The sequence below is a fragment of the Candidatus Hydrogenedentota bacterium genome (assembly GCA_019695095.1).
Lineage (GTDB): Bacteria > Hydrogenedentota > Hydrogenedentia > Hydrogenedentales > SLHB01 > JAIBAQ01.
Genome location: JAIBAQ010000070.1, coordinates 1 through 10880 on the forward strand (window position 1 = coordinate 1; position 10880 = coordinate 10880).

Below are 10880 nucleotides of genomic sequence, written 5' to 3' on the forward strand. Positions count from 1 at the left end.
GGTTCACTCAAGCCTTCTGTCATCCAGGCGCTTGAAGCACAGTCTATACGCGTTCCTGATGGCGCGCAGGTTGTGGTCAATTCCGATGACAAACGTCAGTCTTGGTTGCTGCAAAGTGAGGGCTGGTTAGCATCGGTGCGCGGACTACGCGTGGAAGCTGTGGGTGACGGGTTGCAGGTCTATCGCAAGTACGATTTCACGCACATGCTCGGCTTCTCCTTTTTCGGATTCGGACTGGGAGGATTGCTGGTGTTCTTGGGCGGTCTTGTGGCGATTGATATCTGCCCCAAGAACGCCAGCGGAGCGGCCATGGGATTCGTCGGACTGTTCAGTTATCTCGGCGCTTCTATTCAGGACTTCATCAGTGGAAAACTCATTGAAGCGGGAAAGGTGACTGTCAACGGACAAGTCACGCACGAGTTCGGTCCGGCGATTACGTTCTGGTTTTGCGCGGCAACGATGGCGGTGTTGCTAGCCTGTACGTTGTGGCGCGTAAAAGCGCGCGATTAGGGGAAGACAGAATTCGGAAAACAGGGACAGACACGTCTTCGCTCACTGCGTTCGCTTCGCTTGCATCAGTCCCTGTTTTCCGCGTCTTCGCTCACTGTGTTCGCTGCGCTTGCATCAGTCCCTGTTTTCCGCGACTTCGCTCACTTCGTTCGCTTCGCTTGCATCAGTCCCTGTTTTCGTCTAGGTGATTTCGCTGAGCTTGACGGGCCGGTTCTCTTCCTTGGACTTGCGTGCGGCAAGCCCCATGACAACGGCGGCTCTTCCATCCGCCCCCGTGACTTCGACAGGCTCGTCGAGCAGCACGGCGCGAACGAAGGAGCGCATCTCGGTCAGGAAACTCTCTGTGTAGCGCTCCATGAAGAAGTTCAGGGGTAAGTCACGCCGCACAGACGCGGAATCGCTGACAATCGCCGTGTTGGGGTAGTTGTTATCCACGTGAATACCGCCGTCGCTGCCGAGCACTTCCACGCGCTGGTCATAACCGTAGACGGCCTTTCGGCAGTTGTCGATTGTCCCGATAACGCCGTTCGTGTAGCGGAGCATGATCACCGCAGTGTCGTAGTCGCCAGCCGCTCCGATCGCGGGATCTACTTTTACGGCGGCCGATGTAAAGACTTCCTCCACCTCACAGCCCATCAGGAAACGGGCCATATCGAAATCGTGAATGGTCATGTCGAGAAAGATACCACCGGACTTCTTGACGTACTCCACGGGGGGCGGGGCCGGGTCGCGGCTGATAATATGCAGCAAGAGCGGCGCGCCAATTTCGCCGGACCGAAGCGCCTTGCGTACGCGGCTGAAATTGGCGTCGAAGCGGCGGTTGAAACCAATCTGCAGCTTCACTCTTGCCTTTTCCGCCGCGTCCAACGCGCGATCGATATCGATCAGCGAATGCGCAATCGGTTTCTCGCAGAAGATGTGCTTGCCCGCTTGCGCGGCCTCTTCGATTAGGCGCGCATGCGAATCCGTCGGCGTGCAGATGACAACGGCTTGCACTCCGTCATCGTCGAGAATGCGCCGGTAGTCCGATTCGACACGGTCAACGCGGCAATTCGCCGCGCAGGCGCTGGCCGAGTTCGTATCGATATCGGCTATCGAGCGAAGGTGCGCGCCGGGTATCGAATAGGCGAGGTGCTGCGCGTGAAGGCGTCCAATTCGACCGGTGCCAAAAAGTCCGACTTCCAATGTGTCGTTGCTCATTTCAGACTCCAATGCTTCTGAGATGGTCTCTGTTACGGCGCGCGCTTTCCTTTGGCGCGCCCATGCCCGGGAGTACATCCTGTTCAACGAGAATCCAGCGGTGTTCGGGGCGCGTACGAACCCACGCAGCGACCTTTGCGAAATCGACGCATCCTTTACCGAGTTCGCAGAAGACACCGTGCGCAATGGCCGTGAAGTAATCCCAATTTTCTTCGCGCGCACTTTTCGCCACCGCGGGATCGAAATCTTTGAAGTGCATGTACCAGATGCGCTCGGAGAATCGGGCCAGGGCATTCAGTACGCCATCGCCGTCTTCCGCACCGGCTCCGAACGCATAGTGTCCGGTGTCGAACACGAGACCCAGCAGCGCCGGATCGGTGCGATGAAGCAGTTGCGCGATTTCTTCGGGCGTTTCGATGTACCCGGCGCAGTGATGATGAAAGACGGTCCGAAGTCCAGCTTCCTCCAGAACAGCACGGGCCACGTCTTCCGCGCCTCGCGCGAAGGTGCGCCATTCCTGTTCGGACAATCCCATCGACTGGGTCACACGTCCGGCGTTTGCCACGCGCTCAGGCTCGGTTCCGTTTCGGTCGGCCAGCACCAGGAACGGCATGTGATGCGTGCCGGAGGTTTCGGTGACAGACGCAAGCAGACGCGCGATTTTGACGGATTCAGCGATACCTTCGGCGTGCGCTTCGCGGTATTTCAGGGCAACGGGCACGAATGCGCCGAGCATGGTGAGCTTGCGCTTCGCGAGTTCGGCGCGCAGCCGATCGGGTTCCGTGGGCATAAAGCCCCAATCGCCCAGTTCCGTGCCCGTGTAACCCGTCTCAACGAGTTCATCGAGCATTTGACCGCACCCGATTCGTTCGCCGCCAACACCTTCAAACTCCAGCGTGCCCCAGGAACATGGGGCGTTTCCGACGTGTAGCGTGCTCATAATTGGCGTCAGCCTCCCCGAGTTGTTCGATTACTTCAAGTAATAGCGTTCTTTAGAGCGCATGGATTCCCAATTCTTGCGGGCTTCTTGGACGGAAGGCATCTCGCTGACTTCCGCGACGGGTACGTCCCACCAACTGTCGTATCCGGGCACATTGACGTAGCGATCGTTCTCGACGTAGATGAGCGTGGTTCGCTCTGCTTGGTGTGCCGCGTCGATGGCCCCGGCGAAATCTTCGTAGGACTTGCAGGTAATCACGTTTGCGCCGAGGCTGCGCGCATTGGCCGCGAAATCGACACTGAGCGTCTCCACTTCGGCGCCAGCGCCGTCGCCCTGGAGTTGTCCTTCTTTCCGGTACGCGTAGCGTGTGCCGAAACCTTCTTGTCCGATGGACCGGCTGAGCGAACCGATACTCTTATAACCGTGATTGTCAAAGAGAATGACGATGAGCTTGTGTCCTTCCTGGATGGAGGTAACGATTTCGGCAGAGAGCATGAGGTAACCGCCGTCGCCCACGATCACATAAACCTCTTTGTCGGGCGCGGCCATCTTTATGCCGAGTCCGCCGGCGATTTCGTAGCCCATGCAACTGTAGCCGTATTCGAGGTGGTAGTTCTTGGGATGCCGTGTCCGCCACAATTTGTGCAGATCGCCGGGCATGCTGCCCGATGCGCACACCATGATGCCGTCGGGTTTGCCTAACTCGTTGACGGCCCCTATTAGTTCACCCTGGCTTGGAAGGGGTCTATTTCGGATCGCATACAGCCTGTCGACTTCCGCTTCCCATTCGTCGTGCAGCTTCTTGCACAGTTCCTGGTATGTGGGCGGAGTCATATAGCCGTTCAACGTTGCGCAGAGTTCCTGCAGCACCGCGCGCGCGTCGCCCACGAGCGGCAAGGCGCCGTGTTTGTATGCGTCGAATTCGCCGACGTTGATGTTGATGAACCGCACGCCGGGGTTTTGGAATGCCGTCTTGCTGGCGGTCGTGAAATCGCTGTACCGCGTGCCGATGCCGATGACGAGGTCCGCATCGCGTGCGATGGGATTGGCGGCGGATGTGCCAGTAACACCAATGGCTCCGAGGTTGAGCGGGTGGTCATAACGCAGGCTTCCTTTGCCCGCCATGGTCTCGCCGACTGGAATGCCGGTCTGGTCCACGAAGGCGCGCAAGGTCTCCGTTGCGTCGCTGTAGATTACGCCGCCGCCCGCGACGATGAGTGGCCTTTTGCTTGCGCGAATCCACTCCGCGGCGCGATTCAGCATGTGCGAGTCGGGGCGCATGCGCGGTACGTGCCATACGCGTTTGCGGAAGAGTTCCTCGGGATAGTCGTAAGCCTCGGTCTGAACATCCTGCGGAATAGCCAGTGTGACCGCGCCGGTATCGAGCGGGCTCGTCAGGACACGCATCGCTTCCGGCAACGCGGAGATCAGTTGGTCGGGGCGATTGATACGATCCCAGTAACGGCTGACGGGTTTGAAGCAGTCGTTAACGGATATATCCTGCGACTGTCCCGATTCGAGTTGCTGCAGGACGGGGGCTACGTTTCGGCGCGCAAAGATGTCCCCCGGCAGCAGAAGAACAGGCAAGCGGTTGACCGTGGCTCCGGCTGCTCCGGTGAGCATGTTGGTGGCGCCTGGTCCAATGGAGGACAGGCAGGCGAAGGTGCGAAGACGGTTCGTCGTTTTCGCGAAGGCAGCCGCCGTGTGCACCATGGCCTGTTCGTTGCGGCACTGAAAGTAGCGGAAGTCGGGGTATTGCTGTAGCGCCTGACCGACGCCCGCGATGCAGCCGTGCCCAAAGATGCCGAAGCAACCCGCGAAGAACGGTTGCTCGACACCGTCGCGTTCCGAGTACTGGTTCTTCAGAAAGAGGACCAAAGCTTGCGCCATGGTCAACCTGCGTACATTCGCTCCGCTCATTTCGAAAAGTCTCCCGATTGCCGGGGACGGCCGTTACGACTAGAGCCCCCCGTGTTGTTCGATAAACGTCATGAGTTCGTCGCGCGTCGGCATGAAGTTCGCGCAGCCGTGTTTGGTCACCACAATTGCCCCGCAGGCCGTCGCAAAACGTCCGGCTTCGTACCATGAATTGCCGCTGAGATATCCGAACAGAAAACCTGCCGCAAACGCGTCGCCCGCGCCGAGAATGTTGTACACCTCCACGGGGAATCCCGGCGCGTCAATTCGCTCCGCCGTGCCCGAAGGCTTGGGCAAATGGATGCGCAGTCCATCCGCGCCGCGCTTTTGCAGCAGCGCTTTGGGACCGTATGCGAGCAAACGCTCAATGGCTTCATCCACGTTGCCGCTGACTTTGGTGTCGGAGACCTGAGAGTGGGTGACGGAGACCTGATTGGGATCGCGAAGCATGGCTGCGTTGATTTCGTCTTCCGTGCCGATGACGATATCGACCAGAGGCAGTATGGCGCGGGCCATCACACCAAACGCGCGAGGGTCGTGCCACTGATCGGGCCTGAAATCGATGTCGAAAATGACCTCGGTGCCGGCACTTCTCGCGAGTTCGGCGGCGAAGAAGGTCGCGCTGCGGCTGGGTTCTTTGGACAGGTTGGTGCCCGCGAACTGAAAGACGCGGCTATCGGCGATTGGCGAGGCGAGCACGTCATCGATGGTCAGTTCGATGTCCGCGCAGTTATCTCGGTAGTAGACCAAGGGAAACTTGTCCGGAGGCTCGATACCCAGAACGACTGCGCTCGTGCGATGCCCCGGTTTGCGATGCAGGAATTTCGTCTCCACGCCTTCGCGCTCCAGGAAATCCAGGATGAAATCACCAACGGGGTCTTCGCCAAGCCCGGTGAGAATGGCAGTCTTCAGACCAAGGCGCCGGGCGCCCACGCTGATGTTGGTCGGAGAACCGCCGACGTAGGCTGCGAAACTCTGTATGCGCTCAAAGGGCGCTCCGACATCGTTGCTATAGAGATCGATGGAGGAGCGTCCCATGTGAAGCGAGTCGTAGGCCCGAGTTCGATTCATGCGAGGTGTCTGACTCCCTTTTCGAATACACACGTCAATACAACGGCAACCGTTCGTCCTTGTGCCGATAGGTTTCTTTTACCCAGGAATAGCGTGGGTCATCGCGGCTCGCGAGACTCTGCGCGCTGCCGCTCAGTACATTCAGGTAGTAGGTGGTGTATCCCGGCGCGCTTGCGACGGGATGGTACCCTTCGGGCACAAGCACAGCGCAATTCTCTTCGGGCCTGAGAAGCGCATCAATGGGATAGCCCGCGCGATGCAACGGGCAGCTTTCGTCTGTATACACGCGTTGGATTGCATAACCTTCAGGACGGTCGAACTTGTAGAAGTAGACCTCCTCCAGATCGGCTTCGACAATCGCTCCGGACATGTCTGTGTGGTGCTCGTCGTGCTTGTGCGGTGGATAGCTGCTCCAGTTGCCGCTGGGGGTGTAGACTTCGACGAGGACTAAGCGGTGAACGGGGGAGCCTGGCGGCAAGAGGTCGTTGATCTGACGGCTGACGTTGTCGCCCCCGCGTATGGAGATGGGCACTGACTCGGGTTCGATTAGCCAGGGGTCATGATCGATGTCCGTGGGCACCCAGGCCACGGCGAATTCGCCGCCGATGTCGGCGGTGACGGTAAATGCAGTGTTGCGCGGCAAGTAGAGGGCGTGTGCGGGGCCGTCGAAGACGTTTGCTCGTGAGCCGATGTTGGCCCATTCGCCGCGATTGCTCTTGACCGAGTAGCGTCCACTGAGGTTGACGAAGGCAGACTCACAGTTTCGAGTGTCGAAGGACCACGAAGCGCCTGTCGCGAGGCGTCTTGCCTGAAATGAGATGTGCTCCCATCCGGCCTGCTCGGGTGTGATGGAGAGAATCAGGTCCGAATCGGCGGAATTGTACTGCGGCCGGATGAGCAGATTTTCGGTTGTGTATTGCTGTGGTTTCAGCATGCGGTAAGGCTCTTGCCCGCGGAGCGCAGCACTTCGCACGCTTCCACAACGCGTTTCACCATCATGGCCTTGCCTCGATTCAGCCACGTACTGGCGAGGTAGTCGTTCTTTCTGCCGACTTCGCCGTCGATCATCAAGACGCCGTCGTAATTCTTCATTACGTGATCGACGACGCCGCGTGTGAACGCATATTGCGTGTCGGTGTGAATGTTCATCTTGACGACGCCATACTCGAGGGTCTCGTGAATTTCCTCCGTGCTCGATCCCGAACCGCCGTGAAAGACGAGCCACAGGCGGGCCTTTTCGCCGAACTTCGCAACCACGGCGTCTTGACCGGCCTTGAGAATGGCAGGCTTGAGCTGAACCTGTCCGGGCTTGTAGACGCCGTGCACGTTGCCGAATGTCGCGGCGAGCATGAAACGCGCACCCGACTCTCGGCTCAACGTTTCGTAGACGGCGATCATGTCTTCGGGAGTGGAGTAGAGTTTTGCGCTGTGGTCTCCGCGCATGCCGTCTTCTTCACCACCCACGACTCCGGCTTCTACTTCGAGCACGATGCCGTTGTCGGCGCAGAGGCGCAGAAGTTCGCGCGCGTATTTAAGGTTGTCAGTCAAGGGCAGACCGCTGCCGTCGTACATGTGACTTTGGAAAAGGGCAGGCTGTCCGGCGACGCGCCGTCGCGCCGTTTCGGCTATTAGAGGTTTTAAGAACGAGTCAACCTTCTCCGTGGGGCAATGGTCGGAATGCACGGCAATGGTCACATCGTACTTCTCGGCGAGGCGGTGCGCGTGTTCCGCTAGCGTGATGGCCCCGAGGACGGGATCGTTCAATGCGCCCGATGTGTGCGTGCCCGCGGCGACCGAAATCTGGACAATGCCATCGCTTTTTGCGGCCGCAAACCCTTCGATGGCCGCGTTCAGCGTGTCGATTTGCAGCACGTTGATGGCGGGATACGCGTAGTGCTCGTCCAGTGCTTTGTCGAGCATGGCGCAGTAGGTTGCATGGTCCGCAACTGGCATCGAGTTTCCCCCGATCCTCACTTTGGGCGATAGGTAGTCAGACTACTCCAAAGACGTGCGCCGGACAAGTTGCGAAATCCTGTCAGGGTGGATAGCGTAGTCGGGAGGACAATCGCGGGCATAGGGGAAGGAGGGGAACGAGATGAGCCTGGAAAAGAAGTTATCCAACTACGTGGGCGGGGCATGGAAGCGCTCGTCTGCGACCGAATACGCTCCCATTCTGAATCCCGCGACGCAAGAGCACATTGCCGATGTGCCCCATTCCACGGCGGCGGAGGTCGATGAGGCGGCGCGCGCGGCAGCGGCGGCGTTTCCCGAGTGGCGGCGCACGCCAGCGACCGATCGCGTGCAGTTTCTGTTTCGGTTGAAGTCGATTCTCGAAGACGCCAAGGATGAGCTGGCGCGAGTCTGCACAACGGAGTGCGGCAAGACGTTTGCGGAAAGTTTGGGGGAGATTCGACGCGGAATCGAGAACATTGAAACGGCATGCGGCGTGCCCACGCTGATGCAGGGGACGAACAACGAAGACATCGCGCGCGGCATCGACGAGCATATGTTCCGCCAGCCGTTGGGCGTGACGTCGATCATCGCGCCGTTCAATTTCCCGTGCATGATACCGCTATGGTTCCTGCCGTATGCTCTCGCTACGGGGAACTGCGTGATCGTGAAACCCAGCGACAAGTGCCCGGTCACGCAGCAGCGGTTGTTCGAGATGATCGATACGCTCGGATTGCCGCCGGGAGTACTGCAACTTGTGAACGGTGCGAAAGAAACGGTCGACGCAATTCTCGATCATCCTACGATCCGATCCGTGAGCATGGTCGGGTCGACGGGGGCTGCGCGCTACATCTATCGGCGGGCCGCGGAAAACGGCAAGCGCGTCCAGTGTCAGGGCGGCGCGAAGAACCCAGTAGTGATCATGCCCGACGCCGATATGGAGATGACTACGAACATTCTCGCGGATTCTGCATTTGGTTGCGCGGGGCAACGGTGCCTTGCGCTGTCTGTGGGCATTACCGTGGGCGATGCGCGAATGGAATTCACGGAGCGGTTCTGCGCAGCGGCAGAGAACCGCGTGGTGGGGTATGGTCTGGACGCGGGCGTCGAGACGGGGCCGGTCATTTCCAAAGACCGCGTGCCGTATCTGGAAGAGATGATCGGAGTGGGCGAGCGGGAGGGAGCGAAGGTGATCGTGGACGGGCGCGGCAAGAAACCGCGTGGTTACGAGCAAGGCAATTTCGTATACCCGACCGTGCTCGATGAGGTGCCGCATAAGGGCGAATTGGCGACTACTGAGATGTTTGGTCCGGTGTTCAGCCTGATGCACGCGCGCGATCTGGATGAGGCCATCGCGATGGTGAACGATCGCGGTTACGGCAACATGGCGTGCATTTTCACGAGCGATGGCGCGGCGGCGCGTCGGTTTCGAAACGAGGCCTACGCAGGCAACATCGGCGTCAACGTGGGTGTCGCGGCCCCGATGGCGTTCTTTCCGTTCAGCGGTTGGGGCGATAGTTTCTTTGGCGATTTACACGGACAAAGCCATCATGCCGTGGAGTTCTTCACCGAGACTAAGGTCGTCGTGGAACGTTGGCCGAGGGAATGGAGTAGGAAGTTTTAGAGCGGTTTAGTTCGCTCACAACCACACTCCGCTCGGCGATCTTGTCATTCTGAGTCCGCCTGAGGCGGACGAAGAATCTGGCTTAGGACAAGACAGCTTGTTCCAGATGCTTCGTCCGCCTCCGGCGGACTCCTAAGAAACACGCCGAGCCTCTTGCATGTGGCGCTCCTTCAGAGCGGTCGTTAGGGTGGGTTGCTGACCTGGGGCGGCGTCCTCCTTCGCCCCTCGACTGCGTCTCGGAGCTTCGTAGGACTCTGCCCCAGGCTACTATGTTTTGCGCCGTGCGGCGCGCTGGAGAAACAGACGGTGTGAGTAGTGAACAAGAGCACACGTTGTCTGATACCGAGTCAGGGCCGACTCCCTGCCCGTCGTTTCTATCACCAAAACCCGCGCTCGCGCTGTTCCCCGCTCCCAAGAAACGGACCCTACAAGTTGCTTTCGCCCTTACAGGGCTCATGATGGGTGGGGGCTGGTACCTGGGGTTTCGATTCGCGTCGGTGACGCGAATCTCACCCCAGGCTGGAGTCTGCCGTGCCTGCGGCACTCAAGAGAGAAGGCCGTCCGCTTGGATTCTGTTTCTACAACTGAAACCCGCGCTCGCACGGTTCCCCCGCTCAGCATGACAATCAAGCCTTGTCCGTGAGTGGTTCTCCACCTTCGGCGGACTCGTAACCCATCGTAATGGAGTTGTAACGCCTTCGGGTTGGAGAGAGACTGCTGAGAGAATGCGGGAGTTGGAAGTGGCCGGGAGGTTTCAGTTTTAGGCGATATGCTCGCGGATGGGCTGTTCGATGGCTTTGTTAAAACGGCGGTGGAGGTGATCTGCGAAAACCTTCGCTAGCGGATCCGTCAGCAGTCTCTGATGATGCGCACTTAGATTGCCATGTGAAATCGCAGAACGATCTGAGAAGAGAGAACCCGGCGGCGTGAGATATTCTCTGCGCCGCCGGGCAGTTTTCGGAGAGTCGTTTTCCGTGGTCTTGCCGCTGCCTATTGTGGGCAGAGCGGGAAATCGAACTCGCGCCCGCTGGAGTAGGAGTTCAAGTACACATTCGAGATTGTGACGTCCGTATAGCCCGACTTCGTAACCTTCAGGTCGTAGGAGTGATTTGCCGGGACATTGAATGTCGCTATGCCGTCAGCGTCTGTTGTCGCAGTATAGGTCGGTCCGTTGGGAAGAAGCTTCATGGTGCATGTCGCGCCCTGGATAGGCTCCAGGGTGGAGCAATTGTAGACAACGAATGAGATATCAACGTTTGTACGAAGTTTCTCTGCTTCGGTCTTTTCGGGAGTGAGGAGGATGGTACTGACGACATAGTCCACCAAGGATGTGGTTTCCACCGATGTCTTGAAATACTCTTGCTTTTCCGCGGCGAGACAGTAGGCCTTGCTCGGAGGCGTGGAGAGCCTGGCCTTTCCCTGGGCGTCAGTAAGCTTGGTGTCATTGGCTGTACGCTTGCCCTTCGCAAAAACGGATACTCTGACCTTTGGAAGCGGTTGTTTGGTGCTACTGTCGATGACTTTCGCGGTGAAGGTGATTTTGACCGGTTTCTTTGCCGGCTTCTTGACGGCAGCCTTCTTTGCAGCGGTCTTTTTAACAGGTGGCGTCGACTTCCGAGGCATAGTACATCTCCTTTCGCGGTTCGCGTTTAGAAGACAGTCCAGCAC

The 10880-nt window shown here is 58.7% G+C and carries 9 protein-coding genes; 2 read left to right on the forward strand and 7 right to left on the reverse strand.

Translation table 11 applies throughout. The features are described 5' to 3' along the window. Window positions 1-510, forward strand: a 510-nt coding sequence (locus tag K1Y02_13050; protein MBX7257284.1) for a hypothetical protein, incomplete at its 5' end; no start/stop codon positions are given. 180 nt (window positions 511-690) lie between these two features. Here the strand turns inward: K1Y02_13050 and iolG are convergent. The 6 genes from iolG to fbaA all read right to left on the reverse strand — a co-directional run bounded on the left by iolG (window position 691) and on the right by fbaA (window position 7591). Then, window positions 691-1710, reverse strand: coding sequence for an inositol 2-dehydrogenase (gene iolG, locus K1Y02_13055; GenBank protein MBX7257285.1), 1020 nt, complete (start codon window positions 1708-1710; stop codon window positions 691-693). Window position 1711: 1 nt separating this feature from the next. Beyond that, on the reverse strand, window positions 1712-2650 hold the full coding sequence (locus K1Y02_13060; GenBank protein MBX7257286.1) for a TIM barrel protein: 939 nt from the start codon (window positions 2648-2650) through the stop codon (window positions 1712-1714). Between the two features lie 30 nt (window positions 2651-2680). Next, complete coding sequence (gene iolD / locus K1Y02_13065) at window positions 2681-4540, reverse strand: 3D-(3,5/4)-trihydroxycyclohexane-1,2-dione acylhydrolase (decyclizing) (protein MBX7257287.1); 1860 nt, start codon at window positions 4538-4540, stop codon at window positions 2681-2683. Between the two features lie 69 nt (window positions 4541-4609). Next, a complete protein-coding gene (gene iolC / locus K1Y02_13070) occupies window positions 4610-5605 on the reverse strand; it encodes a 5-dehydro-2-deoxygluconokinase (protein ID MBX7257288.1) in 996 nt (331 codons plus the stop codon). Window positions 5606-5672: 67 nt separating this feature from the next. After that, window positions 5673-6572 carry a 5-deoxy-glucuronate isomerase gene (gene iolB, locus K1Y02_13075; protein ID MBX7257289.1) on the reverse strand — a complete coding sequence of 300 codons (900 nt, stop codon included), beginning with the start codon at window positions 6570-6572 and terminating at the stop codon, window positions 5673-5675. Beyond that, window positions 6566-7591, reverse strand: a complete 1026-nt coding sequence (fbaA, locus tag K1Y02_13080) for a class II fructose-bisphosphate aldolase (GenBank protein MBX7257290.1) — start codon at window positions 7589-7591, stop codon at window positions 6566-6568. The genes iolB and fbaA overlap by 7 nt, the downstream gene beginning before the upstream one ends. 142 nt (window positions 7592-7733) lie before the next feature. Here fbaA and K1Y02_13085 point away from each other — a divergent pair, with 142 nt between their 5' ends. Beyond that, window positions 7734-9212 (forward strand): CoA-acylating methylmalonate-semialdehyde dehydrogenase, encoded by a 1479-nt coding sequence (locus K1Y02_13085; protein ID MBX7257291.1) that lies wholly within the window; start codon window positions 7734-7736, stop codon window positions 9210-9212. Between the two features lie 990 nt (window positions 9213-10202). Here the strand turns inward: K1Y02_13085 and K1Y02_13090 are convergent. Further along, entirely contained in the window at window positions 10203-10835 is a 633-nt protein-coding gene (locus K1Y02_13090; protein ID MBX7257292.1) for a carboxypeptidase-like regulatory domain-containing protein, read from the reverse strand. Window positions 10836-10880 lie beyond the last annotated feature (45 nt).

Bases quoted from the DNA above. Each gene is read 5' to 3' on its own strand.
- K1Y02_13090 (MBX7257292.1), bottom strand. From the start codon at position 10,835: ATGCCTCGGAAGTCGACGCCACCTGTTAAAAAGACCGCTGCAAAGAAG.
- K1Y02_13060 (MBX7257286.1), bottom strand. From the start codon at position 2,650: ATGAGCACGCTACACGTCGGAAACGCCCCATGTTCCTGGGGCACGCTG.
- fbaA (MBX7257290.1), bottom strand. From the start codon at position 7,591: ATGCCAGTTGCGGACCATGCAACCTACTGCGCCATGCTCGACAAAGCA.
- iolB (MBX7257289.1), bottom strand. From the start codon at position 6,572: ATGCTGAAACCACAGCAATACACAACCGAAAATCTGCTCATCCGGCCG.
- iolG (MBX7257285.1), bottom strand. From the start codon at position 1,710: ATGAGCAACGACACATTGGAAGTCGGACTTTTTGGCACCGGTCGAATT.
- K1Y02_13085 (MBX7257291.1), top strand. From the start codon at position 7,734: ATGAGCCTGGAAAAGAAGTTATCCAACTACGTGGGCGGGGCATGGAAG.
- iolC (MBX7257288.1), bottom strand. From the start codon at position 5,605: ATGGGACGCTCCTCCATCGATCTCTATAGCAACGATGTCGGAGCGCCC.
- iolD (MBX7257287.1), bottom strand. From the start codon at position 4,540: ATGGCGCAAGCTTTGGTCCTCTTTCTGAAGAACCAGTACTCGGAACGC.